At 66.3% G+C, this 23,622-nt stretch carries 26 protein-coding genes and 1 tRNA gene; 13 read left to right on the top strand and 14 right to left on the bottom strand.

Features of this window, described 5'->3' with window-relative positions:
• Window position 1: 1 nt before the first annotated feature.
• The 4 genes from BMX17_RS08025 to BMX17_RS08010 form a co-directional block, all read right to left on the bottom strand.
• Entirely contained in the window at window positions 2–394 is a 393-nt protein-coding gene (locus BMX17_RS08025; RefSeq protein ID WP_092658962.1) for a 30S ribosomal protein S11, read from the bottom strand.
• A gap of 3 nt (window positions 395–397) precedes the next feature.
• A complete protein-coding gene (locus BMX17_RS08020) occupies window positions 398–916 on the bottom strand; it encodes a 30S ribosomal protein S4 (protein ID WP_092658961.1) in 519 nt (172 codons plus the stop codon).
• Window positions 916–1,446 carry a 30S ribosomal protein S13 gene (locus tag BMX17_RS08015; RefSeq protein ID WP_092658960.1) on the bottom strand — a complete coding sequence of 177 codons (531 nt, stop codon included), beginning with the start codon at window positions 1,444–1,446 and terminating at the stop codon, window positions 916–918. Before BMX17_RS08015 ends, BMX17_RS08020 begins: the two co-directional genes overlap by 1 nt.
• A gap of 20 nt (window positions 1,447–1,466) precedes the next feature.
• A tRNA-Ser gene (locus tag BMX17_RS08010) sits at window positions 1,467–1,551 on the bottom strand.
• A gap of 286 nt (window positions 1,552–1,837) precedes the next feature.
• Between BMX17_RS08010 and BMX17_RS08005 the strand changes: the two genes are divergently transcribed.
• Window positions 1,838–2,653, top strand: a complete 816-nt coding sequence (locus BMX17_RS08005; RefSeq protein WP_092658959.1) for a hypothetical protein — start codon at window positions 1,838–1,840, stop codon at window positions 2,651–2,653.
• Window positions 2,654–2,670: 17 nt separating this feature from the next.
• On the opposite strand, the gene moaA is transcribed toward BMX17_RS08005, so the two are convergent.
• Window positions 2,671–3,696, bottom strand: coding sequence for a GTP 3',8-cyclase MoaA (gene moaA / locus BMX17_RS08000; RefSeq protein ID WP_092658958.1), 1,026 nt, complete (start codon window positions 3,694–3,696; stop codon window positions 2,671–2,673).
• A gap of 136 nt (window positions 3,697–3,832) precedes the next feature.
• On the opposite strand from moaA, the gene BMX17_RS07995 reads away from it, so the two are divergent.
• Window positions 3,833–4,915 carry an Mrp/NBP35 family ATP-binding protein gene (locus tag BMX17_RS07995; protein ID WP_092658957.1) on the top strand — a complete coding sequence of 361 codons (1,083 nt, stop codon included), beginning with the start codon at window positions 3,833–3,835 and terminating at the stop codon, window positions 4,913–4,915.
• Between the two features lie 25 nt (window positions 4,916–4,940).
• On the opposite strand, the gene BMX17_RS26900 is transcribed toward BMX17_RS07995, so the two are convergent.
• Together BMX17_RS26900 and BMX17_RS07985 are read right to left on the bottom strand one after the other, a co-directional pair.
• Entirely contained in the window at window positions 4,941–5,267 is a 327-nt protein-coding gene (locus tag BMX17_RS26900; protein ID WP_244514952.1) for a DUF6199 family natural product biosynthesis protein, read from the bottom strand.
• Between the two features lie 102 nt (window positions 5,268–5,369).
• The gene (locus BMX17_RS07985) at window positions 5,370–5,831 is read right to left on the bottom strand and encodes a DUF7960 family protein (protein ID WP_092658956.1); all 462 of its coding nucleotides are present in this window, start codon (window positions 5,829–5,831) and stop codon (window positions 5,370–5,372) included.
• Window positions 5,832–5,921: 90 nt separating this feature from the next.
• Between BMX17_RS07985 and BMX17_RS07980 the strand changes: the two genes are divergently transcribed.
• Window positions 5,922–6,953: a tyrosine--tRNA ligase gene (locus tag BMX17_RS07980; protein WP_092658955.1), complete on the top strand. Its 1,032-nt coding sequence runs from the start codon at window positions 5,922–5,924 to the stop codon at window positions 6,951–6,953.
• Between the two features lie 15 nt (window positions 6,954–6,968).
• On the opposite strand, the gene BMX17_RS07975 is transcribed toward BMX17_RS07980, so the two are convergent.
• Together BMX17_RS07975 and BMX17_RS07970 are read right to left on the bottom strand one after the other, a co-directional pair.
• Entirely contained in the window at window positions 6,969–7,337 is a 369-nt protein-coding gene (locus tag BMX17_RS07975) for a P-II family nitrogen regulator (protein WP_092658954.1), read from the bottom strand.
• An 11-nt stretch (window positions 7,338–7,348) separates the two neighbouring features.
• Window positions 7,349–7,702 (bottom strand): winged helix-turn-helix transcriptional regulator, encoded by a 354-nt coding sequence (locus BMX17_RS07970; protein WP_092658953.1) that lies wholly within the window; start codon window positions 7,700–7,702, stop codon window positions 7,349–7,351.
• 139 nt (window positions 7,703–7,841) lie between these two features.
• On the opposite strand from BMX17_RS07970, the gene BMX17_RS07965 reads away from it, so the two are divergent.
• The 3 genes from BMX17_RS07965 to BMX17_RS07955 all read left to right on the top strand — a co-directional run bounded on the left by BMX17_RS07965 (window position 7,842) and on the right by BMX17_RS07955 (window position 10,178).
• A complete protein-coding gene (locus BMX17_RS07965) occupies window positions 7,842–8,261 on the top strand; it encodes a DoxX family protein (RefSeq protein ID WP_092658952.1) in 420 nt (139 codons plus the stop codon).
• A gap of 56 nt (window positions 8,262–8,317) precedes the next feature.
• Window positions 8,318–8,908: a flavin reductase family protein gene (locus BMX17_RS07960; protein ID WP_170845361.1), complete on the top strand. Its 591-nt coding sequence runs from the start codon at window positions 8,318–8,320 to the stop codon at window positions 8,906–8,908.
• A 64-nt stretch (window positions 8,909–8,972) separates the two neighbouring features.
• On the top strand, window positions 8,973–10,178 hold the full coding sequence (locus BMX17_RS07955) for an outer membrane protein assembly factor BamB family protein (RefSeq protein ID WP_092658950.1): 1,206 nt from the start codon (window positions 8,973–8,975) through the stop codon (window positions 10,176–10,178).
• Between the two features lie 25 nt (window positions 10,179–10,203).
• On the opposite strand, the gene BMX17_RS07950 is transcribed toward BMX17_RS07955, so the two are convergent.
• Window positions 10,204–11,280: a phosphotransferase family protein gene (locus BMX17_RS07950; RefSeq protein WP_092658949.1), complete on the bottom strand. Its 1,077-nt coding sequence runs from the start codon at window positions 11,278–11,280 to the stop codon at window positions 10,204–10,206.
• Window positions 11,281–11,469: 189 nt separating this feature from the next.
• On the opposite strand from BMX17_RS07950, the gene BMX17_RS07945 reads away from it, so the two are divergent.
• Complete coding sequence (locus BMX17_RS07945) at window positions 11,470–12,690, top strand: acyl-CoA dehydrogenase family protein (RefSeq protein ID WP_092658948.1); 1,221 nt, start codon at window positions 11,470–11,472, stop codon at window positions 12,688–12,690.
• A gap of 43 nt (window positions 12,691–12,733) precedes the next feature.
• Window positions 12,734–14,416 carry a rhomboid family intramembrane serine protease gene (locus BMX17_RS07940; RefSeq protein ID WP_092658947.1) on the top strand — a complete coding sequence of 561 codons (1,683 nt, stop codon included), beginning with the start codon at window positions 12,734–12,736 and terminating at the stop codon, window positions 14,414–14,416.
• On the opposite strand, the gene BMX17_RS07935 is transcribed toward BMX17_RS07940, so the two are convergent.
• Window positions 14,413–15,036 carry an METTL5 family protein gene (locus tag BMX17_RS07935; protein WP_092658946.1) on the bottom strand — a complete coding sequence of 208 codons (624 nt, stop codon included), beginning with the start codon at window positions 15,034–15,036 and terminating at the stop codon, window positions 14,413–14,415. The genes BMX17_RS07940 and BMX17_RS07935 overlap by 4 nt on opposite strands.
• A gap of 210 nt (window positions 15,037–15,246) precedes the next feature.
• Between BMX17_RS07935 and BMX17_RS07930 the strand changes: the two genes are divergently transcribed.
• Window positions 15,247–16,188: an alpha/beta hydrolase gene (locus BMX17_RS07930; protein WP_092658945.1), complete on the top strand. Its 942-nt coding sequence runs from the start codon at window positions 15,247–15,249 to the stop codon at window positions 16,186–16,188.
• Between the two features lie 10 nt (window positions 16,189–16,198).
• On the opposite strand, the gene BMX17_RS07925 is transcribed toward BMX17_RS07930, so the two are convergent.
• From BMX17_RS07925 to BMX17_RS07915, 3 genes are all read right to left on the bottom strand, one after another.
• Entirely contained in the window at window positions 16,199–17,041 is an 843-nt protein-coding gene (locus tag BMX17_RS07925; protein ID WP_092658944.1) for a hypothetical protein, read from the bottom strand.
• Window positions 17,042–17,193: 152 nt separating this feature from the next.
• Window positions 17,194–18,249, bottom strand: coding sequence for a diphthamide biosynthesis enzyme Dph2 (gene dph2, locus BMX17_RS07920; RefSeq protein ID WP_092658943.1), 1,056 nt, complete (start codon window positions 18,247–18,249; stop codon window positions 17,194–17,196).
• Between the two features lie 68 nt (window positions 18,250–18,317).
• On the bottom strand, window positions 18,318–19,742 hold the full coding sequence (locus tag BMX17_RS07915) for a hypothetical protein (protein WP_211611304.1): 1,425 nt from the start codon (window positions 19,740–19,742) through the stop codon (window positions 18,318–18,320).
• A gap of 183 nt (window positions 19,743–19,925) precedes the next feature.
• Between BMX17_RS07915 and BMX17_RS07910 the strand changes: the two genes are divergently transcribed.
• From BMX17_RS07910 to BMX17_RS07895, 4 genes are all read left to right on the top strand, one after another.
• On the top strand, window positions 19,926–20,321 hold the full coding sequence (locus BMX17_RS07910; RefSeq protein WP_092658941.1) for a YlbF/YmcA family competence regulator: 396 nt from the start codon (window positions 19,926–19,928) through the stop codon (window positions 20,319–20,321).
• A gap of 94 nt (window positions 20,322–20,415) precedes the next feature.
• Window positions 20,416–21,246 (top strand): MBL fold metallo-hydrolase, encoded by an 831-nt coding sequence (locus BMX17_RS07905; protein WP_092658940.1) that lies wholly within the window; start codon window positions 20,416–20,418, stop codon window positions 21,244–21,246.
• A 111-nt stretch (window positions 21,247–21,357) separates the two neighbouring features.
• Window positions 21,358–22,644: a hypothetical protein gene (locus BMX17_RS07900; protein ID WP_092658939.1), complete on the top strand. Its 1,287-nt coding sequence runs from the start codon at window positions 21,358–21,360 to the stop codon at window positions 22,642–22,644.
• Window positions 22,645–22,686: 42 nt separating this feature from the next.
• A complete protein-coding gene (locus BMX17_RS07895) occupies window positions 22,687–23,583 on the top strand; it encodes a phosphoribosyltransferase HisG-related protein (RefSeq protein WP_092658938.1) in 897 nt (298 codons plus the stop codon).
• Window positions 23,584–23,622: the final 39 nt, after the last annotated feature.

The following is a 23,622-nucleotide window of genomic DNA, read 5'->3' as shown; positions in this document are numbered from 1 at the left end:
GTTAGAACCCGCTGTTCTTCGGTGCGCGTGTCCCGTCGTGTGGGGTGGGTGTCACGTCCTCGATACGACCGATCTCCAGGCCGGCTCGTGCCAGCGCGCGGATCGTCGCCTGCGCGCCCGGACCGGGGTTTGTCTGCTGGTTCCCACCGGGACCGCGCACGCGAACGTGGACGCCCTCGACGCCCTGCGCGAGGGCTTTCTCCGCGACTGTCTCGGCCATCTGCATTGCCGCGTACGGCGACGCTTCGTCGCGGTTCTGCTTGACGACCGTCCCGCCCGAAGACTTCGCGAGCGTCTCCGCGCCAGTCTGGTCGGTGATCGTGATGATCGTGTTGTTGAACGATGCGTACACGTGGGCGATGCCCCAGATGTCGTCAGGTCCTTCCTCAGCCATGGTTTACTGTTCCTCCGCGCGTTCGGGGTGGAGTTCGTCCGTCAGCGGACTCGTACTGTCGAACTCGACGGCGTCGCCTTCCGCGACGGCGACCTTCCGCGAGGGCTCGGTGACGCGGCTCCCTTCGACCGTGACGTGTCCGTGAACGATGAACTGGCGGGCCTGCTTGGCCGTGTTGGCCAGGCCCTTGCGGTAGACGACGGTCTGGAGCCGACGCTCCAGCACGTCGGTCACGTCCAGCGACAGGATGTCGTCGAGGCTGTCCTCCTCGTTGAGGATGCCGAGCTTCTTCAGCCGGGCCAGGAACTCCTGGCTCTCGGCGGCTTCGGCGTCACCCTGGGTGGCACCGAGCAGCTGCCGGGCCTCGCGCCGGTAGGATCGCAGTTCCGACTGGGCGCGCCAGAGTTCCTCTTTGTTCTTGAGTCCGTAGCGAGCGACGAGGTCGTGCTCGTCGGCGATACGTTCACCCTGGAAGGGGTGGTTCGGCGTCTCGTAGAGTTTGGTCTTGGTTCCGAGTGGCATTATTCCTCACCGCCCTCTTCGGCGGCCTCCTCGGCCTGTTCTTCCTTGATCGCCTCGACGTTGACGCCGATAGTCCCCTCGGTACGACCGGTGGACTTCGTGCGCTGGCCACGGACCTTCTGCCCGCGCTTGTGGCGAACCCCGCGGTAGGAGTCGATCATCTTCATCCGGTTGATGTCCTGCCGGCGGGTCATGCCGAGGTCGTTGCCGATCTCGTGGGTCGTCTCCCCCGAGAAGAAGTCCGACTGGTGGTTGGTCATCCACTCGGGAACCTCCTCGGCGAAGCTCTCCACGAGATCGACGATCTCCTCGATCTCCTCGTCCTCGAGCTTGCCGAAGGTGTCCCGACGGTCGATGTCCGTCTTGTCGGTGATGATCCGGGCGGCCCGGTGTCCGATACCGTTCATGTCTGTCAGTGCTTTCTCGACGGACTTCGTCCCGTCGAGGTCTGTCTGTCCGATACGGACGAAGTAGCGGATGTCCTCCTCTTCTTCCGCGTCCTCGTCCTCGGGTGGGTCTTCTGCACTCATGTGTAACCGTTGTCGGTGAGCGTCGTGGCGGGGATTCGAACCCCGGAGGCTTGACGCCACAGAGTTAGCAACCCTGCGCCTTGGGCCAGACTTGGCTACCACGACCCGCTTGTCTGTTGTATCTCCGCCCGCGAGACACCGCGTCTCAGTCGGACTCGGGGCCCGACGCCCCTACACGATCTGTACTTGCTCGTATTGCCAGGGCCTATTTAAACGCAACGGAACCGTCCCGACCGCTGGCCCCGACGGCGTGCCGATGGACCCCCTTCCCGAACATCCTGTCTTTTGAGGGAGAGGTATTTTGTACGGTCGACTGAAAGGATCGGGCGATGAAGGGGGCTCGACAGGGGCGACCGATAGCGCCGGCGACCGTACTCGCCGTCCGGTGTCGATGACGAGACCCCGATCGGAGCGAGGGCGTGACTGGCTCCAGACCGCCCTCTCCTCGTTGCCCACGTCGGCCCGACACACGCTCTCGCTCCAGGTGCGGTCGGGCAAGTTCCTCCGTGACCTGCCGTCGCTCGCGGCGCTGTATCTGGCCGTCGGCGTGCTCGCGTCGGTCGCGCCCACCTATCTCACGCCGCTGGAACTGCTCGTGGCCAAGTTCGTGGTCGCCTGCCCGGTCCTGGCGGTGACCTACCTGGCCGTGGCCGACTGGACCGGCGTCGATCCACAGTCGCCGATTTCGTTCGTGCAGGGGACCGTCGTCGGGTCGGCCGTGGTCGCCGTGCCCCTGTTGCCGATCACGCTCGCCTCGCTCGTACTGCTGGCGCTGTTGGGCGGTGACGTGGCGATTTTCGCCCCGGGTATCCCGACCACTGGGATGCTCGAGCTGTACCTGGTCCCGCTCTATCCACTGGTGCTCTACCTGCTGGTGTCCTCGACGCTGATCGTCCCCGCCGCAGTGATCGACCGCGCCCGCCCCACGTTCGCGGGCAGTCTCGGCTGGCAGGCAGTCAGGCGCGCCCGCTGGACCGTGGTCGGTACGTTGCTCGCGACCGGGCTGGTCGCGGGTTCGATCCTCGCGGGGATGGTCGGCCTGTTCACCGTCCTGCGGTGGATCTGGGCCGGGAGCGCGCCGATGCTCGACTTCGCGTTCGCGCGGCGCGTCGTCTACGAGGTGTGCAAGTGGCTGTTCGTGGTCACGCTCGGGATGCTGTACGTCGATCAGCGACCGCGAGAACGAGACGCCGTCGGCATTCGATAGGCTCCGGCGGTGCCCGCCTAGACGCCGATGTACTCCTCGTTGATCGTCCACTCGCCATCGTCGTCTTTGATCATGTACTCCCCGTAGTAGGGCACCCGCTCGTGGACCGTCTCGCGGAACGCCTCTCTGATCTCGACTTTGCTCATCTCGCCCATCGACCGCAGGTCGTCGTTCCGGTTGAGACAGCCTTTCAGGTATCTTTCGTGCGTGACGCGCACGCGATGGCAGTTCGCACAGAAGTCCGCGTTCCCGACGGGATCGACGATCTCGACCATGCCGCCCGCGTCGTCGTCCGACTCACTGTCGGCGTCCGACGAGGCCCCGCTCGACGCACTCGCGGGACGCCCGCCCACCCAGTAGCGCCGCCGGTCGTGCATATCCCGCTGTTCGACGTGGTCGGCCTGTTCTTCCAGCCAGTCGTGGACGCGCTGGATGTCGACGGCCCACTCCGGCCGGCCGGCGAGTTCGGGCATATACTCGATGAGCTGGAGCTGGAGGCCGTCGTTTTCCGCGACGTGATCGACCATCTCGGGGACGTACCCCGCCGTTTGCTCGAAGACGACCATGTTCAGTTTCACGGGCTGGAGACCAGCGTCGAGTGCCGCCTCGACGCCCTCGATGACCGCCTCGTACTCGCCGCTCTGGGTGACCTGAGCGAACGCCTCCTGGTCGAGGGCGTCCTGGGAGACGTTCACCCGGTCGAGGCCGGCGTCGACCAGATCGGGGGCGCGGTCGGGGAGGTAGGTGCCGTTGGTCGTCAGCGAAGTCTCCATCCCGTCGGGCGTGCGCCGAACGATCTCCTCCAGATCTTCTCGAAGCATCGGCTCGCCACCGGTGAACTTCACAGCCTCCACGTCGAACTCCCGGGCGACCTCCAGAAAGCGGACCACGTCGTCGGTACTCATCTCGTCGTCCCGGGCGTCCATCGGCCCGCGCGTGTCGCCCAGTCCCTCGTTGTGGCAGTAGACGCAGTCGAAGTTACACCGGTCCGTCAGCGAGACACGGACCCCCGACACTTCCCGCCCGAACTGGTCGACCAACATATCCACTGATCGGACTGCCGCGTGCTTAAATCCGCTGACGAAAACCGGGCTAGTGTAACCCTAAACAGTTACGTCGTGGTCGGTGCAGATGCACGAGTTCACAATCCTTATCGCCGCGCCGACCCCTCCTCGTGGTATGAACGAAAGCGACGTTCGGGACCGGCTCCGGAACGTGACCGACCCCGATCTGGGCGACGACATCGTCTCACTCGAGCTGGTCAACGACATCACCGTCGACGGCGACACGGTTCACATCTCGCTGGCGCTCGGCGCACCCTACTCCCCGACAGAGACGGCTATCGCCAACGACGTGCGCGAGGAACTCGCCGGCAGCGGTCTCGACATCGATCTCTCCGCGGACGTGGACAGCGGCGTCGACCCCGCCGAACAGATCCTGCCCAACGTCGAGAACATCATCGCGGTCGCCTCGGGCAAGGGCGGGGTCGGCAAGAGTACCGTCGCCGTCAACCTCGCGGCCGGCCTCTCCCAGATGGGTGCTCGTGTCGGCCTGTTCGACGCCGACGTGTACGGCCCGAACGTCCCGCGGATGGTCGCCGCCGAGGAACGCCCCAAAGCCACCAAAGACGAGAAGCTCGTCCCGGTCGAGAAGTTCGGGATGAAGCTGATGAGCATGGACTTCCTCGTCGGCGAGGACGACCCCGTCATCTGGCGGGGACCGATGGTCCACAAGGTCCTCACCCAGCTCTGGGAGGACGTGGAGTGGGGCGCGCTCGATTACATGGTGATCGACCTGCCCCCCGGAACCGGCGACACCCAGCTGTCGATGCTTCAAACGGTGCCCGTCACGGGCGCGGTGATCGTCACCACCCCCCAGGAAGTCGCCGTCGACGACGCACGCAAGGGTCTGGAGATGTTCGGCAAACACGACACGCCCGTGCTCGGCATCGTCGAGAACATGGCCTCCTTCCAGTGTCCCGACTGCGGGTCGGAACACCACATCTTCGGCGAGGGCGGCGGCCGCGAGTTCGCCGACGAGTCCGAGATGCCCTTCCTGGGATCGATCCCGCTCGATCCCCGCGTCCGAGAGGGCGGCGACGACGGCAAGCCCGTCGTGCTGGACGACGAGTCGGAGACCGGCGAGGCCCTCCGGGAGTTCGCCGCCGAAGCCGCCGATATGCAGGGAGTCGTCCACCGGCGCGGCCTCTCCATCGAGCGCTCGACGCCGGAGCACGACCACGATCACGACCACGCGCACTGAGCGGCGGCTGGGGCGGGAACGGCGTCTACCCGAGAGCCGCGAGGAGGATCAGGAACCCGCCGAAAAGCACCATCGCGACGCTGACGATCCTTGTGAGCAGGACCATCCAGTCGCTGGGTTCGACTTCTTCGAGACGCCTGTCGCTTCCGATGGCGTCGAGTCGTTCACTGAACCGGGCCGTGCCGTACGGACGGACGGTCCCCGGGAGACCGAACAGTACGAGGATGAAGCCGAACGCACCCGCGCCGGTCGGTTCACTGTCGCTGTCGCTCGGGGTCGCCGTCGGCTCCGCCCCCGCGACGGCCGGCTGGGCTGCGAGCAGTACGAGTACCGCGGCCAGACCGAGTGACACTCGGCTCGTCTGGTTCGAGAGCATCGTGGAGCTGGACCGCCAGGGCGAACGATCTATTCCCCTGCGTTGACAAAACCACTTAGATACTTCGATTGCACCCGCTCAGTCGTCTGCGGCCGCTGCGTCCCCCTCGGCCGAGAGGTCTTCGAGCGCCCAGGTGACGACGCGGGCCTCGACGAGATCGCGCACGTCGACGTGGTCGTCCTCCTCGTACTCCTCGATCACGCGGCGACTCTCCTCGCGCATCTCCCGCTCCAGCGGTCGCTGATCCGGTTCGTCGCGCACGTCGTTGAGCAGCGCCTCGAAGTCCTCGCGGAGGTCGAAGTCCGCACGGGCGGCGTTGCACCGCGAGAGCGGGCTCATACCGGCGTCGAGGACGAGGTCGACCACCGTCTCCCAGTCGCTCTCACAGAAGTAGATCGAGACCTCGCCGACGATGTCCTGCCAGGCGATGGGACCGCTGTTGTCCAGTTGCTGGACGGCGCGGGGCGGCAGGTCCAGCCGCGACTCGGTGTCGGGGTTCCCACACAGGCAACAGGGTTTCTCCGTCTTCCCCGTGTACATAGGGCCGTCTACGGACGCCCTGCGTATGAAACCCTCGCGTGCGCGGCGCGACTGACAAGGTTTTAATCGCCGGCACCGGGACTCGGAGGTATGAACACGGCCGACCGGCTGGACCTCCTGACGCGCTACACGGAGGAGGTCGTCACCGAGGACGAACTGGAGGAACTGCTCGACGGGGAGCCGACGGCGTACATCGGCTACGCCCCCACCGGCGAGATGCACATCGGCCACTTCACCACGATCCGCAAACTCGCGGACTTCCAGCGGGCCGGCGTCGACGTCACCGTCCTGATCGCCGACCTGCACGCCCACCTCGACAGCGAGAAGAGCCCGTGGGACCTGCTCGACGCCCGCAGCGAGTACTACGAGGAGTCGATCCGCGCGATGCTCGACTCGGCCGGCGGCGACCCCGAGTCTATCGACTTCGTTCGGGGCACCGACTTCCAACTCGACGAGGAGTACACCATCGAGATGTACCGCATGGCCGCGGAGACGACCGTTTCCCGCGCGCAACGGGCCGGTAGCGAGGTCGTCCGCGAGAGCGAGAGCCCGAACCTCGGGGGCCTCATCTACTCGCTCATGCAGAACCTCGACGTGAAGGCACTCGACGCCGACATCGCCTACGGCGGGATCGACCAGCGCGGCATCTATATGCTCGGCCGCGAGATCCTCCCCGACCACGGCGGCGAGGCCCCCGTCTGTCTGTTCGCCCCGCTCCTGTCGGGCCTCTCCGGCGGGAAGATGAGCGCGTCGGAAGCCGGCTCGAAGATCAACCTCACCGACGACCCCGAACAGGTCGAAGAGAAGATCAACGGCGCGTACTGTCCGCAGGGCGACGTCGAGGACAACGGCGTGCTGGAGTACGTTCGCTTCCTCGTCTTCCCGATCCTCGAACAGCGTGGCGAGGAGTTCGTCGTCGAACGCCCCGACGAGTACGGCGGCGACCTCGTCTTCGAGGACTACGACGCGCTCGAAGCGACCTACGTCGAGGGTGACCTCCACCCGGCGGACCTCAAGAACGCCGCCGCCGGCTACATCGACGAGGTCATCGCCCCGATCCGCGAGCGCCTCACCGACCGCCCGGACCTGCTGGCTGAGGCCTACCCCGAGAACTACGAGTGACTGGCTGCCGGCCGCTCAGACCGCGTCGGGGCCGCGCTCGCCCGTCCGGATCCGGTAGGCCTCGGCCACGTCGAGGACGAACACCTTCCCGTCGCCCGCCTCGCCGGTGTAGGCCGCGTCACGGATCGCCTCGGCGACCGTCGAACCCGGCACGTCCGCGACGACGCATTCGATCTTGACCTTCTCGTGGAGGTCGACGACGTACTCTTCGCCGCGCCACTGCCCCGTCTTTGCGGGCTGGCTCCCGCGCCCACGCACGTTCGAGACCGTCAGCGAGGGCGCGCCGGCCTCGGCGAGAGCCTCCTTGACCGCGTCGAGTCGGCTCGGTCGGATGTACGCCACGACCATCTCGATGTCGCGGTCGTCGCTCGGATTCTCGCTCATTCTTGGCGGAGTTAGTCCGCGGTCGCCGGTTCGGCCTCGCCCTCGACTTCGGGCGCGAGCCACTCGTCGGCCCAGGTCTCGATCTCGTCGAAGACGGGACACAGCGATGCACCCTTGTCGGTCAGCGTGTAATAGGTCGCGACCGGCGCGTCCTCTTCGAGCCGCCGGGAGACAAAGCCCATCTCCTGCAGGTCGTCCAGCACCCGCGAGAGCGTCCGCGAACTCGCGCCGGTCGACCGCTTGAGTTCGTTGAACCGCTTTTCCTCCTCCCGGAGGTCGTGCAGGACCACCAGCCGCCACTGTGACCCGATCTGCTCGATCGACCGCACGATCGGGCAGGCGCCGGGATTGTCTTCGGCTGTCATCGATGTCACCTACTATCCCTCGTGTCCGGGAACGAATATATAGGTTCGCATTGTAACCAGATATCGTGATGAAAGCAGATATCATCGTGAAACTGGATATCGAAACGGAACTGCCTGCGGCTGCGGAGGTGCTGATCTGATGGTGTTCGATACCGGGGGTGCCGGCGTCGCGTTCCTGCTCGGGCGCGTCCTGTTCGGTGCGATCCTGGCGTTTACGGGGCTGAACCAGCTCCTGAACCTCGACGCGATGGTGCCCTACGCCGATGCGAAGGGCGTCCCCGCGGCCGGACTGTTGGTACCGATCACCGCCGGGATGTTGCTTTCCGGCGGGCTCGCCGTCGCTCTCGGGGTCTATCCTGTCCTCGGGGCGGGGGCCATCGCGCTGTTCTTGCTGGTCACGACGCCCGTGATGCACGACTTCTGGGCCGCCAGCGGCGAGGAGAAACAGAGCGAGATGAACAGCTTCCTCAAAAACACCGCCATGCTGGGCGGCGCGCTCGTCTTCCTCGCGCTGGGCGGCGTCGAGTGGCCCTACGCCGTCGGCGTCGGACTGTTCTGAACAGGCAGGTTTAGAGGGGGTCGCCCCCTTCACTCGCACGTTCCACCCACCCGATCATGCAGATCGATCCCGACACGCACGACCGGTCGCTGTATCGCACGATGACGGGCGCAGTCGTTCCCCGGCCCATCGGCTGGATCTCGACGACGAGCGAGGACGGCGTCGACAACCTCGCCCCGTACAGCTACTTCAACGTCGTCAGCGTCGACCCGCCGGTGGTGATGTTCTCGCCCGCCGACAAGGGCCCCGACGAACTGAAAGACTCCGCCCGCAACGTCGTCGACACCGGCGAGTTCGTCCACAACGTCGTCACCCGACCGCTGACCGAGTCGATGAACGAGACCAGCGCGATGCTGCCCCCCGAGGAAAGCGAGTTCGATCACACCGGCCTGGAGCGCGTCGAGAGCGAGAAGGTCACACCGCCGCGGGTGGCCGAGGCCGACGTCGCCTTCGAGTGTGAACTGTACGACGTGGTCGACGTGGGTGTCGGGACGATGATCCTCGGTGAGATCGTCCTGGTCCACGTGGACGACGCGGTGACCACCGACGGGAAAGTCGACGTGCGCAAGATCGACGCGGTCGGTCGGCTGGCGGGCAACTACTACGCGAGTACCGACGACCGGTTCCGGATCGAACGACCGGACTGAGCGGCCACGACACTCCCGTCGGCACAGTGACTTTTTGTCACTCGCGTTTCGACCACTCGATACGATGGACACGACACGTCGTGCCCTCCTGTCCAGTTCCGTGGCCGGTGCCGCTTCGGTCGCGGGTTGCTCGACGATCCTCGGTTCACCGGACCCCGACGAACCGCCGGAATCGGGTGTGGCCGAGATGCCCGACCCCGACGATCACATCGCCGGAGCGAACGGTGAGTGGTCGAGCTTCGGGTGTAACGCCGCGAATACCCGTGAAGTCGGGGACGGGGACGCGCCGGTCGACGGCGTGTCCGAGCGCTGGCGGGTGTCGGTGGCACAGACCGCGTACCGCGCACCGGTCGTCGCCGGCGGTCGCGTGTTCCTGCTCGATCCCGCCGAGTTGCGCGTACTGGACGCGACGGACGGGACGACGCTGTGGACCGCTCCTGAGGTCGACGCCGTGCCGCTGGTCCGGGAAGGCGTGGCCTACGTCACGACGGGGGATGCGGTCCGCGCGCTCGATGCCGAGACGGGGGATCGGCTCTGGGAACACCGGCCGGACACGTCGGGCCGAGTGACACAACCAGCGACCTACGCCGGGGACGCGCTCGTCTGTGGGGCCGGCGAGCGCGTTCTCTCGCTCGACCCCGCGTCCGGCGACGTGCAGTGGCACCGCGACGTGTTCGGGCAGGTCCTCGACCACGCGGCGTTCTTCGAGGGCTACTGGAGCGTGGTCGCGACGGAGGCCGGGATGGTCTATCTCTTCGACGACGAGGGCGTCGGCGGGTGGCGGTGGCAGTTACCGGCCCCGCATACTGCGCCGCCGAGCGCAGGGACCGACTCGATCTACGTCCCCTGTCGGGACGGGAGGACCTACGCGCTGTTTGGCGAACAGAACGACGGGAACGACGTCCAGTGGGAAGCCGACACCGGCTGGGCGGAGCGCGGACTCGCCGTCGTCGACGATCTGGTCCTGGCGGCCGGCGGCAACCGCCTCCACGCCGTCGACGCGGCATCGGGCGACCGCCACTGGGAAGCCGAGATCGGCGACTGGCGACACACCGCGCCGGCGTTCGGCCGGGATACCGTGTTCGTCGGCGGCGACCGACTCCGCGCGTTCGACCCGACGCCCGGCGACAGCCCCGACGGCGGGCCGGCGCTCAGGTTCGAGCGGGAGTTCGCCGGTCGCGTCGGTCCCGGGCCGGTCATCGACGACGGGACGCTGTACGTCGTGGCGGAAGTCGAGTCCGATGAGTACGCGCTCCTCGCGCTGGAGTGAGGGTCGGGAGAACGGGCGGCCGTGACTACAGCGGTTCCTCGCCGTCGATGATCCGCTGGGCGCGGTCGGCCAGCGCGGGGACGCCCTCGCGCATCTTCGGGTACATCGGGTCGTCGCTGTTGCCCTCCAGGAACCGTCGGAAGAACATCTCGCCCAGCGCGGCGAGCTTGTAGACCGCAAGCGCCCGGTAGAATCGCTCGTGTTCGAACTCGAAGCCGGTCGCGTCCTCGTAGCGTTCGACCAGTTCCTGCCGGGTCATGTAGTCCGGATTCGCCATGAACGTCGTCGACAGGGTGTCCGTCGACTCGGGCGGGTCGGGGTCTTTCGCGTCCCACCAGTACGACAGCATCCACCCCAGATCGGTGAGTGGGTCGCCCAGCGTGGACATCTCCCAGTCGAAGATGCTCGCGATCTCGGGGTCGGCCGCGGGCGCGTACATCACGTTGTCGAGCTTGTAGTCGCCGTGGACGAGCGTCTCCGGGTGGTCCTCGGGGGCGTTGTCCTTCAGCCACTCCATCACGTCGTGGACGACCGGGACCTCCCGTTCCTCGGTCGTGACCTGGAAAGCCCACTCGAACTGCTCGCTCCAGCGTTTCACCTGTCGCTGGGCGAACCCTTCGGGGTAGCCGAACTCGGCGAGGCCCACAGCTTCGTAATCGACCGCGTGGATCTCGGCCAGTCGGTCGACCAGTTCCGCGCCGATCTGCCGGCGCGCCTCGGGGTTCCGGAACCGCTCGGGCTCCTCGGATCGCAGGACGGTCCCCTCCTCGCGCTCCATCACGTAGAAGTCCGACCCGATGATGTCGTGGTCGTCGGTCGCCGCGACCGTCCTCGGCACGCGAACGTCGGTGTCTTGCAACGCGTCGACCACTTTGTACTCGCGGAGCACGTCGTGGGCCTTGTCGGCGGTCTCGCCCGGCGGCGGCCGCCGGATGACCAGTTCCTGCTCGCCCCAGGTGACGAACAGCGTCTCGTTGGAGTGGCCCTCCTGGTGGTGGGCCACGTCGTACTCCTCGACGGGGCCGAGTTCGCCTTCGAGGTAGTCGGCCAGTTTTTCCTCGTCGACGATGCGGTCGAAGTACGCCTCGCTGTCGTCGGTCACAGGACTGTCACCCCGGACGCGATACCAGTGTCTGCTAACATTGTTAGCCCGATTGCGGTCCACGTATGAATAAGTGGGGGTTGCCGGGCGGACCTACCGCCAGCGAGAGGAGTATTCGGGGTGGGCGTCCGTGCGTCGTGCTGTCACGGGTGGGGGATGTTTTACAATGTTGTGTTCGTAAGGTGTGGTATGGTAGTCGAATACGAGGATTCCGACACGGCCGCCGAGTTGCGGGAGAAAGCCCACGAGTTCGTCCAGAACGAGGTGATTCCGGTCGAGCGCGAGTACCTCGGCGACGGGCCGGTGCCCCACGCGGAGATCGAGGACCTGCGCGAGATCGCTCAGGAGCGAGGGATCTACTGTCCCCAGATCGACGAGGAGTTCGGCGGCGGCGGGTACGACTTCCGGGACGTGTTGCCACTGTTCGAGGAGGCGGGCAAGAGCCTGCTCGGACAGGCCGCGATGCGCGTCGACGCGCCCGACGAGGGGAATATGCACACCCTGGAGATGTTCGGGAGCGACGAACAGCAAGAAGAGTGGCTGAAGCCGCTCGTCGCCGGCGAGATCAATTCGGGTTTCTCGATGACCGAGCCGATGCAGGGCGCGGGTTCGGACCCGAAGATGATGCAGACCACGGCCGAGAAAGACGGCGACGAGTGGGTCATCAACGGCCACAAGTGGTGGACGACACAGGGCGACGAGGCCGATCTCTTGCTCGTGATGGCTCGGACCGACATGGACGCCCATCCCTACTCGGGCACGTCGATCATCCTCGTTCCCGTCGACGCCGACGGGGTCGAGATCGTCGAGCCGACGCCCCACCTCGGGCCGTCCGTGGTCCACGAGAGCCACGCCGAGATCCGCTACGACGACGTGCGCGTCCCGGAAGAGAACCTGCTCGGCCCGGAGAACGAGGGCTTCGCCATCTCCCAGGAACGACTGGGGCCGGCCCGGCTGACCCACTGTATGCGCTTTTCGGGTATGGCCGAGCGAGCGCTGGGCATCGCCAAGGAGTATATGCAGGAGCGGGCAGCGTTCGGCGACCAGTTGAGTGAGAAGCAGGCCCAGCGATTCGCCATCGCCGAGCAGGAGACCCAGCTCCACGCGGCGCGGACGATGGTGCGCCACGCCGCCGAGAAGATCGCCCGCGGCGAGCAGGCACGCATCGAGGTCGCCATGAGCAAGTACTACACCGCAAACGTCGTCCAGGAGACCATCGACCTGGCGCTGCAGGCCTGTGGCGGCGCCGGTATCTCCCGACACCTCCCGCTGGCGGACTTCTACGAGTCGGTGCGAGCGTTCCGCATCATCGACGGGGCCGACGAGGTCCACAAGCGATCGATCGCGCGCGAGGCCTTCGAGGACGAGAACGTCCCCGAGGGCGAGTTGACGAACCTGCCGCGATTCTGACGGGTCCGGTAGGTTGAATGGAGCCGCGGCCGAGCCACCGGGTATGGGAGCCGGCGTGTTACAGATCGGGTTGTTGCGGTCGATTCCGTGGTGGCTCTGGGCCGCCGTGGTACTGGTGTCCGTGCTGGTCTCGCTGGGTATCACACTCCGGTTCGAGCGCCCGCAGGGGCGCTGGGCGCACACGCTCCGGCGGCGGTTCGTCCTCGGTATCCCGTGGGGCACGCTGCTGACGGTCGCCGCCGTGGCCGCGTTCTATCTCGTCGTCCAGGCCGGGTACGAACACCCGCGGAAGCCGCTGATGATCCCCTTCGTCAGCTGGTCGTACTTCTACCCGCTCGGGATCGTCACGTCGCCGTTCGCTCACTCCGGGCTCGACCACGTCTCCTCGAATCTGGTCGGGACGCTGACGTTCATGCCCGTGGCCGAGTACGCGTGGGGACACTTCCCCCGGCAACGGGGCAGTCAATCGTTCGCGAGACTCCGGGACAATCCGTTCGTCCGTATCCTCGCGGTCCCGGCGACCGCCATCGCGGTCGGACTGATCTCGGGCGTGTTCTCCTTCGGCCCGACGATCGGCTTCTCCGGTGTCGTGTTCGCCATCGCCGGGTTCGCGCTCGTCTCGTACCCGATCACGTCGATCCTCGTCTTTCTCGGCGCGCGAATCGTCGACCTCGCGGTTCGGGCAGCGACCGACCCGTTCACCGTCTCACAGGCCCGGGAAGTGTTCGTCACGCCGGGCTGGGCCAACATCGCGATCCAGGGACATCTCTACGGCTTTCTCGTCGGGATCGCGCTCGGTGGATATCTGGCTGTACGCCGGGATCGGTTGCCCAGCCCGGCCCGTCTGTGGCTGGCGGTCCTGATATTCGCCGTTTTACAGGGGCTCTGGCAGCTGTACACGCCAGTCGCGGGCGGTCGTTTCGTCCTCTATCGGGCCGTCGGGGTCGCCGTGATCTTCCTGCTCGCCGCGCTGGTGGCGAGCGGCATCGGCGAATACGGGGACCGAATGTTGCTGTCGAGCATCGCCCTCCCGCTGACCGAGCGGTCGATCACCGCGGACCTGCGAACCAGGGAACTCGCCGGGATCGTCCTCGGGGCCATCGTCGTCGCGTTCTCCCTGACGGCCGTCTGGACTGGGTTGTTCGTCCTCGACGACGGCGTCGACGGCGAGATCAGCGTCGACGGGTACGAGGTCACGTACGCCGAGGGGATCACCGACGAGTACGCCTCCTCGTTCGCCGTCGGGCCCTTCGGCGATGGCGGTCGGATCAACACGAGCGGCGTCGTCGTCACGAGCGAGTCCCGCGAGATATTCTACACGACCGTCGGCAAGCGCGAACTCGCGGCCAGAGGTTCAGTGACGATGGTTCTCGGGAGCCCCGGCCGGTACGAGCGGGTCGTGGCGAACCGCACAGCCTGGAATCCGGTCGGTAACGATTCGGTCTACACGGTCTCGCTCTCCCACGATGACACGCGCCGCCTGGCGTTCACCTCGAACCCCTCGACGGTAGAGCCACGGATCGCGGGTCGGCGGATCGTCCTCGCACCTGCCGACCGACAGTTCGAACTCGCGGTCGTCACCAGCAACGAGACCCTCGGCGAGACACGGGTACCGAGCGTGGGAACGAACGTCTCCGCGGGCGGATTGCGGTTCAACCGGACGGCGTCCGGAAGCCTGTTCGCGTTCACGAACGACACGCGAGTCCGGATCGCGGGCCGGGGCTAGCGCCACTCGATACGGAACACTTCCGCGTCGATGGTGCGGGCGTCTTCGGTGTGGTGATCGAACTGGTTGGGCAACTCGAAGGTGGCCCGGAACGCGTGGGTGACCTCGCCGCCCTCGTCCGCGGCGAAGGCCTCGACGAACGCGTCGCTGTTCTCGTTGTGGATCGAGTAGGACACGTCGGCGATGTCAGCGGCCGTTTCGAGGAAGGCGCGGTCGGCGTGTTCGTTGCCGGCCTGTGCGCCGAACGGCGGGTTCATCACGACCGTCGTCGGTCCGTCGGGGCAGAGCGGGGCCCGCGTGGCGTCCGCCCGGAGCCAGTCGACGGCCGACGCGGAGGCGACTTTCCGCTCGTTCTCCGTCGCCGTCGCGAGCGGTGCAGGGTCCACGTCGATCCCGACGACTCGCGTCGGCCCCCTTAGTGCGGCCCCCAGCGCCAGCATCCCGGTCCCACACCCGAGGTCGACGACGGTCCGGTCCTCGATGTCGCCCTGCAGGTCGGCCCTGTGAACCAGATGGGCCGCCAACTCCGGCGGCGTCCGATACTGCTCCAGCGACGCCGACGGGTTCTCGAACCCGGCGACGATCGCCAACCGCTGTGCGAGCCCGCTTTTCGTACTCATACCGGCTCACCCCGACAGCCAGCCCGGCGGACACCTGTGCTCATCGCTACTCTGAGATACGCTGTATTCATTGAAAAAGTTTGGTGTATGAGTGGTAATAATTCCTATTCGGTCCGTGTAGAAACAGTGGCGGACGGAGCCACCGTCTAGGTTTACGTCGTAAGTTCATCGTGGGATAGGATTAACAGTGTCGCGTTCCGTGGGCACGGTATGGCAGACCAACCACATCCGCAGGTACAGGCCGTGTTGCAGATGATCGAGGACCAGCCGGTGCCGCCGACGTACGCGGTGTCGGTCGGGGAGGCTCGCAATCAACTGGAAGCGATGGCCGCCATGCGGGGTGACGGGGAGGACGTGGCCAACGTCGAGAACTTCGAGATTCAGGGGCCTGGCGGGGCGCTCCCGGTCCGCCTCTACCAGCCCGACGGCGACGGCCCTCATCCCGTACTCGTGTACTTCCACGGCGGCGGGTTCGTCATCGGGAGCCTGGAGACACACGACGCCCTGTGCCGGTCGCTCACCAACGCCGCCGACTGCGCGGTGCTGTCGATCGATTACCGGCTCGCACCCGAGAATCCCTTCCCCGCGGCCGTCGAGGACGCCTACGCGGCCGTCGAGTGGGTGGCCGAACACGGCGACCACATCGACGTGGACACCGACCGGATCGCGGTCGGCGGCGACTCCGCCGGCGCGAACCTCTCGGCCGCGACCACGCTCGCGGTTCAGGACCGGGGCGGCCCCGACCTCGCCCACCAGGTGCTGATCTACCCGGCCGTGAGCTCACCCGTCCTCGACGCGGACTTCGACTCCTACGCGGAGAACGCCGAGGGCTACTTCCTCGAAACCGAGAGCATGGAGTGGTTCGTCGAGCAGTACGTGCAAGACGAGATCCACCTGCGCAACGAGTACTTCGCGCCGCTGCTCGCCGACGACCTCTCGGGCGTCCCGTCCGCGACGGTCCTCACCGCCGAGTTCGATCCGCTCCGGGACGAGGGGCGCGTCTACGCCGACCGCCTCGAAGCCGAGGGCGTCGACGTGACCCACGACCACTACGAGGACATGATCCACGGCTTCGCCAGCATGGTTGGCGTCGTCGATGCCGCCGACGAGGCCATCGAGAGTGTCGCCGCCGACCTCGACGACGCGTTCTGAGCGGGCAGCGCTACGGGCCGCCGGGCCCTGGCCCGGGTGTCGTCGCTTCGTCCCGGGCTTCCGACAGCCAGTCGGGCTCGGGCACGCTCTCGACGCCGAGGTCGACGAGCCGGTAGGTCACCCGCTCGGTCCCGTCGGCGGTGGGTCGGGTCGCGGTCGCGTTCCAGACGACACCCTGGTCGTCGACCAGGAGAGTCAACGTCCCCGGATTCCCGTTCCGGTCGGCGGATCGTTCGAGCGGTGCCGCGAAGGTGACGACCCGGTGGCCGTCGACCGTCTCCGAGTCCGTGACCACGAACTCGCCGTCGGCGCGACTGAAAGCCGCGGCGAACGACTCCGTCGTCGGCGGGATCGGCGTGCCCGGGACACGCCCGGTGACAGCGTACTGTTCGGTCTCGGCGGTCGCCTGCCGGGTGAACCGGTAGCTATCGTTGGCCCAGACGGTCGCCCCGCTGGTCGCCCCCTGATCGTCGGTCCCCCGCTCGACGACGAGGAAGTGTGACCCATTCGGTGTCGCCCGGAACGTCCGGTTTCGTGCAGACACTACCGACCCGTCCGCCCGCTGGGTCGCGTTTGTCACCGCGACGTAGCCGCGGTTCGAGAGGGCACTGCGATGTGATTCGAGGACCGTGGAGATGTTGGCGGTTCCGTTGGCGGAGAGCCCGGGCACGGACGTGTTCCCGGTGTCGGCGAAGTCATCTGACGGGTCGGCTGGCGGACCGGAATCGAGAGCGATGTCGCCGGCGATGTGACCGGCCGCGGCCACGAGGGCGGTCCCGGCCGTCAGGACCACCGCAACGCCGAAGGCGACGGACACGACGATTCCGACCGTGACGAGTGGCGAGCGTGACACGTTCGAAAACAGAACCCAGGGGGTTGAATGACATTCTGCGGGTCGGTCACTGCCTCCCTGTCGAATGCTTGCAGTTTCGACACACGACGGTGATCCGTGGCGGTCGGGTTGTTGCAGTATCGGTACCGAATGCCTCGTCGACCGTGCGCACCTCACCAGGTCCCGTGGAAGGTGTCGAAGGAGAGTTCGTCGAGCGGTTTTTCGCCGATGGCGATCTCGTACTCGCCGGGCGTGAGCATCGGCTTCTTGAACTGCGGGCCGTCGTCGGTCGTGATCCGCGGACAGCCAGTGTTGACGTAGGCGTCGAACCCGAAGTTCGTCAGCCGGTCGGGCGTCACCTCGTCCATCGTGATGAGGTAGGCGTTGTCGTTCTCCTCGACGATCTCCTCGGCCTGGTCCCAGCGACCCTGGCCGATCTTGGTGCAGAAGATGACGCCCCACTCCTCGGCGTCCATCGCCTTGTGGACCGCGGCGTAACGTTGTTTCAGGAACTTCTCGGGATCGGCGACGGTGATGGCGTTGTTGACCGGGTCCGCGATGACGACGTGTTTGTCGGGGTGTTCCATCGCCAGCCCGAGCGGGTGGAACTTCCCGCCGCCGACGTAGAGGATCTGGTCGGCGTCCACGTCCGCGCTGGCGTAGTTACAGCCCAGCACCTGGCCCTCGTGGGTCAGGCGGTCGTCCCCGCGGCGGGTGTGGACCTCGTAGTCGCGGTCTTCGAGCCACTCGCGCATCTCCTCGAACTTGTTCATGTGCTGGGCCGTCGTCACCAGGCCCACGTCGGGGTCCTCGTCCGGATCGGCCAGTTCGTCCAGCGACTCGGCCATGATCGGCGTGACCTCGACGTTCGAGAAGAGTGGCACGTAGATGATCTTCTCGGACTCCTTCATCGGGCTGTGGCCGAAGTGGACGAACACGTCCGTCCGGCGCATCATGTAGGTGTCCAGATCGCAGGCCCCGTAGCAGGGCTGGCCCGAGGTCATGACGGTCACGTCCTCGGGGAGTTCCGCCCGGAGGTCGTCGGTGACGGCGCTGGCGCGCCGCTTCAGCCCCTCGGGGAACTGCAACCCGACGGTCTCGGCGTCGCGCTCGGCGACGGCCTCGGTGATCCGGTCGAGTTCGTAGTCCCACTCACGGTCGTGTTTCAGGGACATTCCTGTCCCCCGGAGATCCCCCTCGGAGTAGCTCTCCGACGAATCCTGGCTCATTGCACCTCCGTAACTGCCGGGCGCGTAAAACGCCGACGCTTTCGGACCCCGTGGTCGCTAGCCAGGATTCAAACCGGCCGCCCCGGTCGCTCGTCCCGGCCGTCCCGTTCGATCCGGTCGAGGTACCGATACAGCGGCACCGAGCAGATTCCGCTCAGGAAAACCGACACCACGAGAAACACCGCGCCTGTACCCATTTCGTCGACCGCCTGCACGAGTGGCGCGAGCACCCCTTGCCGTTTGGGACCGCCCGGATAGAAACTCGAAACCGGTGCGGTCCCGTCGACGTAGCGGTCGAGCCAGCCGTCCATCCGGTGGTCGGCGACGGCGGCGACGGCGTCTTTGAAATCCGCGTATGTAACTGCCCCGTCATGTTCGTTCAACCGCCGGAACACGTCCTCCAGCGAGCGCGCGCCGTCGGTCGAGAGCCTGACCTTTCGATCGACCAGTGCGAGAACGCGCGCGCCCTTCGTGTACGGGACCGTCGGGTCGTCCCAGGAGCCTGGTTTGGTCAGCGCGGCCGTCGTCGGGGCCCCGTCGATGTGGGCTTCCATCGCGGCCCTGTCGATCCGGTCCTGTTCGTAGGCCAGCCGTGCGGCGTAGTACTCGGCGCTGGCTTCCCGGAACCACCGCATATCCGCGGCAAGCCGGAAGTCCTGACGCGTGTGGACGTACTCGTGGAGCCAGACGCTGTTGGGGTCGTCGAGCCGCGCGTCGGCGTTGACCCACCCCTCGTCGTGGACCGGGAACGACTCGCCGCCACGCCTGGCCGGACTCCCCAGCGCGAACAGCACCACCTCGTCGCCGCGGTCACCTACGTCCAGTCGGTCGGCGGCGTCACCGAGGGCCGAAGCGAGGGCGTCCTCGCCCGGCCCGAACTCCGTTCCGGCGGGGCTGACGATCCGGATGGTCCCGTCGACCGCGGCGACGGTCGTGCGACGCTGGGCACCGACCAGCGCGTACCGGTCTCCGGCCGTCTCATCCTCGGAGGTACCCCGAAGGTCGTCGAACAGCCGACGGCGCTCGACGCCCTCTCCGGGCGCGGTCCAGCGGAGTTCGACCAGCGGCACTCGACCCAGCAGCCACGACTCGGTCGCGAAGTACTCGCCCCCATCGCTGGGCCCTTCGGCCGCCGCGGTCGTCGTCCGGATGCGAACGCTCGCATCGTCACCATCGCCGGCCACCTGCAACCAGGTCCGACCGTCACGCTGAGTGGTCGTCATCCCGTCGGCCGCGACGACCGTCGAGTCACGCCCGACGACGAGTTTGACACGCTCGTACTCGGACAAACCCGTGAGCGTCAGTTCGTATCGAAGTATCCCGGACCCGCCCACTCGCTCGGTGGTCGTCGTGACCGTCGGTCCGGCCACGGTGGTCACGTTCGACCCGCCGTCGACGGGGCTGGCGACTGCACTCCCGGTCGCGACGTAGGTGAGTCCCAGAATCAACAATAAAATGCCAACGACGGCGCGCGAAGAGACGACAGTAGCCATAGAGATACCCTCTTTCGCAACGATTTCGTTACCGGACTAAAGCAGTAACTTTCAAAATATCGATACTGATACTAGAGACACCGACGGGTGTGCTGGTACCGTCGTGTCCCACAGGCACCTCCGCAAGCCGCTGGTCCGAACGGTTCGGCAGGTTGAAACCGCTGAAGGACATAGGCCACGGCGATGAGCATCGAAACGGAATCCGGCGAGTCCGCCCAGTCGACAGTCGACCAGCTCAGCCGCGACCTCGGCGAGGCGATCGCCGATCTCCCGGCCTACCAGCGATTCGAGGAGGCCAAAGAGGCCGTCGAGAACGACGAGGACGCTCAGGAGAAAATTCAGGAGTTCGAGCAGTTCCGCGAGGAGTTCATGCTCGCCCGCCAGACCGGTGATGCGACCCAGGAAGACCTCCGCGAACTGCAGTCCAAACAGGAAGCGCTCCACGACATCCCCGTGATGGCCGAGTTCCTGCAGGCACAGAACGAACTCGAACTCCACCTCCAGGAGATCAACGAGACCATCTCGGACCCCCTCCGGATCGACTTCGGCCAGAAGGCCGGCGGCTGTTGCGAAGACTGAGGCTCACGACGCCGTTCGTTTTCTCGCCGACGCCAGGGCGCCGAGCGTCGCCCGTGTCGAAATTCTCTTTGGGCGGCCCGGCGGATCCACGGTCATGGTTCACAGCGACTGGGGCGACTGGTTGCCCGCGGCCGTCGCCGACGCGGATCCCGACGGACTGGCGATCTGGTATCTCGGCTGTAACGGCTTCGTCCTGAAGGCCGACGACGGGACCACGCTCTTTATCGACCCGTATCTCGGCACGGGCGATCCGCCCCGGACAGTTCGAATGATCCCGGTGCCGTTCGACCCGACCGACGTGCGTGAGGCCGACGCCGTCCTCGCCACGCACGAACACTCCGACCACGTGCACGGCCCGAGTCAGGCACCGATCCTCGCCGAAACCGGGGCCGACTACGTGGGGCCCGACGACTCGCTGGCCGTCGCCGAGTCGGAGGGCTGGACCGACGAGTGGGCCGTCGACGACACACAGTTTCACGAGGTGAGCGACGGCGACACCTTCGAGATCGGGAGCCTCCGCGTACACGTCGAACCGGCAAACGACCCCGACGCCACTCACCCCGTGTCCTACGTCTTCGAACACGACGCCGGGACCTTCTTCCACGGCGGCGACGCCCGGCCCGGCGAGTCCTTCGAGGCCATCGGCGAGACCTACGACATCGACCTCGGCGTCCTCGCGTTCGGGTCGGACGGCCAGATTCCCGACAAGGAGACCCGAGAGCCGAAGTACACGAAGTGGTACAGCGACGAGAACGAGATCAGCGAGGCCGCCCGCCAGCTCCAGTTAGACCGGCTCTGCCCGACCCACTGGGATATGTGGAAGGGACTGACTGCGGACCCGACGGCACTGCACGACCACGTCCGAAGCCACGAGTTCCCCCGCCGGCTCGAAATCACAGAGATCGGCGACCGAACGGACCTGTAACCGGTCGTTACTGCGGGGCGACGGGCGACGGCGGAACGCGGTTGTGAGTCCCTACCACGCGGGGAGAAACGGTACGTAGCTTTAATACCGTTGGTTACTCGAAGTGTAAGCATGAGCGAATCGCAAAATTACGAGGAGGTGACCGTCACCTCGAACGGGGTTACCGTGATCAAGACGTTCGAGGCCGACGCGTTTCCTGTCCCCGCGATTGCGTTTCGGATCAACTCGGACAGGACCGAAGCGGTGACGGTCAGACTCGTCGACGACGTGCCCGAAAACGTCGCTGTGGAGGACCTGGGGTTCCATCCGGAGTACGGGAGTGAGTACTGGACGATCGAAGACGACGAGATCACCTTCGAGCGAGAGATCGAAGCCGAAGAGCAGTACACGACGGTCTACGGCATCCGGGCCACGGGGACGGACAACGTCGAACAGTTCCTCACCGAACCCGAGATTGCCGAGGTCGACCCGCCACTGGAGGACGAAGACGGTGTCGTCGGGGGAAGCGGCAGCGATGTCGTGCGTGACGTGATCTCCGGGAACGCGGACTCGGTCCCTGGCCTCGACGACGAAGAGGAGGACGAGGACATCGGCACGCTGGACCTCACCGATCCCAACGCGGAGGAGGCCGAGGCTGATCCCGAGGCGGTCGATCTCGTCGACGAGGGCGACGACGAGGACGAGACCGAGGAGGAAGACGAGACGGAAGCCGAAGACACCGACGACGAGGACGAGGCCGAGGAGGTAGACGAGACGGAGGCCGAAGAACAGGAAGCCGACACCGAGGCGGAAACTGAAGACGCCGAGGAGGCCACAGAGGTCGAGTCCGACACCGGTGGTTCACTTGACGTCGAGAGCGTGGCGTCGGCGCTCGCCACGGAAATCGAGGAAGGCGAGGTCGACGACGACGATCTCGAAGTCCTCCGTTCCGAACTCGAAATCGAGAGCGGCGGCGGGACCGGCGGTGCCGTCGAGGCTCGCATCGAGAAACTCCAGAGTGACGTGACGGAACTCGACGCGTACGTCGACGCGCTCGAGGAGTTCCTCGAAGAGAACGGGACCGGACAGGATCTCATCGAGGGCCTGCAGGACGACGTGGCGACCCTCGAAGACCAGCTCGGGGGGCTGGAAGACGACATCGAGGACAACAGCCAGCAGGTCGCCTCGCTCGAAGACAGCGTCGAGGGCATCCAGGGTGATCTCCAGTCACTGAAAGGCGACGTGAAAGACGTCGACGACGATATCGACGCCATCCAGGGCTCCATCGACGATCTCGAGGACGAACTGGACGACATCGACGAGGTCGACGACCGCGTCGACGACATCGAGGCAGACATCGTGGAACTCAAAGAGTGGCGCGAACAGCTCAGCAACGTGCTGGGCGCAGCCGACGACTAGAAACCGGACGCGTTTTACTCTCGGCTCGCGACCTGTTCGATAATGACTACTGTCCGCGTTGCCGTCCCACGCAAGGGACGGCCGCTGGAGGCCGTCCTCGAACGGCTCGCGGCCCGGACGGGCACGACCGACCTCGCCGACGACGTCATCTCGACGCTCCAGTACGAGAAAGCGATCACCAAGGACAACCAGACCGCCGAGCGGGACGTGTACGACCGACTGGCGGCCTACTCGGACACCGACGACCCGACGGCCCCGGAGTACACACTCCTGCGCGACGACCGTGCCGGAATGCCCCGTCGGATCGTCTTCGACAGCCTCACCCTCGATCTCGACGGGTACGATCTCCAGCTCGTCGGCCGCGAGGAACCGTTCCGCGCGCTCCGAACCCACGAGTTCGCGCTCGGGTTCGACAGCGCTGACCTCGTCCTCGAAGAGGTGGTCAGCCTCGATCCCGAACCCCTGACGGGGCTTGACGAAGTCAACGACCGGATCGACCCCCACGACACCGACGTTCGGATCGTCTCCGGGCTCGGCGACACCGTCTGGCACACCCTGCTCGCGACACCGGAGACCCGCCGACAACTCGACGCTGATCTCGACCGGTCGTTCGTGGGTGCCTACGAAGGAAAGATGTGTATCTCGCCCCGATACGAGCGCCTCGTCGAGGCCGTTCTGGGGACCGACGCCATCGAGAACGTGGAGTTCACCTATCCCGAAGAGAGGGCCGTCGAGGAGGCGGCTATCGCGGAGGCTGGCCTGGGCGTGTACCTGACGGTGACGGGGTCGACGGCCCACGAGTACGGACTGGAACTGGGCGAGCGGCTGTTCCCCAGCGAGACGGTGCTGCTCGAAAACACCGCGGAGACGACGGCCGCGACCCAGCGGGTGACCGACCTGTTCGTCGGTCCGGATCTGGAGACGAAAGTCGCCACCTAGAAGCGAGCGTATTCGGTTCCTGTAGTCGCGACTTCCAGT

This window comes from Halorientalis persicus (genome assembly GCF_900110215.1).
GTDB lineage: Archaea > Halobacteriota > Halobacteria > Halobacteriales > Haloarculaceae > Halorientalis > Halorientalis persica.
Note: the sequence above shows the minus strand (reverse complement) of the source record. Positions and strands in the feature narration are given on the sequence as shown.